Origin of the sequence: Ruminococcus sp. 5_1_39BFAA (assembly GCF_964240875.1) — a bacterium.
In the GTDB taxonomy this organism is placed as follows: Bacteria; Bacillota; Clostridia; order Lachnospirales; family Lachnospiraceae; genus Blautia_A.
Genome location: NZ_CAXSVO010000091.1, coordinates 1 through 1,051 on the forward strand (window position 1 = coordinate 1; position 1,051 = coordinate 1,051).

At 42.4% G+C, this 1,051-nt stretch carries 1 protein-coding gene; it reads left to right on the plus strand.

What is annotated here, in order from left to right; translation table 11 throughout:
* Nucleotides 1-150 precede the first annotated feature (150 nt).
* The coding region (locus ACESZH_RS23905) for a tyrosine-type recombinase/integrase (RefSeq protein ID WP_373219594.1) at nt 151-1,051 on the plus strand (901 nt) is incomplete at its 3' end.

Sequence of the window (1,051 nt, forward strand, 5' to 3'; positions counted from 1 at the left end):
CCGCAATTATGCTGTGAGCAGAATTATGTTCTGTAGTGCCGCATAATCCTTTGAATTCACTACACGGTACTGTTTTTATAAAACATAATTAATGTCTCTGCCCAGTGATTACTGATATCATGTATCTACCAAATAGAAGGAGGTAGATACATGAAACAGAAAACTATTAACCAATTCCATGACTATCTGAAGGATCAGGGGCACGAAAATAGTACAATTGCTGGTTATATACGGACGATTTGCGACCTTGAAGAACCACCTGATACCACCGATCCGCTTATACTGCTTGTTTATGTTGATCGAGCCATAAAGCTTAAAAGACAATCATTAAGTCGTGCAAACTTTGCATCAGCACAGGCCTCTCTCGGTTCTTTTTTCTTTATGAGAGCCGGCATACGAATCAGAGATTTTCGTAAACAGTGTGCAGCAAAAGATCAGTATGACCCTTTAATGGCACAATACGCAAGTTACTGTAGGGATTTCTTACATCTTTCAGAGCTGGTAACGCTAGCAGCGGTACGCGAGACCAAAAAGTTTCTGAAGGCTGTAGTTCCCGATATACATGACATAGCATGGACAAGCATTACTGCCAATGATGTTATCAATTACCTTTCGAAAGAGCGTAATGACCTGTGTACTGCGAGCATTGGAGTTACCGTGACCGCACTCAGACGATTCTTTCGTTTTCTGCAACATCACGATATCGTAATTCATACTTCTGTATTGAATCTGCCTTTATCTGTTCCGGCATGGAGTAAAGGGAGCAGCCTTCCTATCACATTGACAAAAGATGAGCAATCGCGACTTGCGGACTATTCATTTCCCAGTACTCCAACAGGACTGAGAGATTATTCAATACTGCTCTGTTTCACAGAGCTTGGTCTCAGGTGCAGTGAAGTCGCAAACCTACAAATCGGAGATATTGAATGGAACCGGGGAACTGTAATCGTTCGCAAAACAAAAACATACGCTGAGCGCGAACTGCCCATGTCAGTCAAACTTGGAAAAGCACTGGAGGATTATGTGTTGCACGCTCGTCCCATATCTCTAG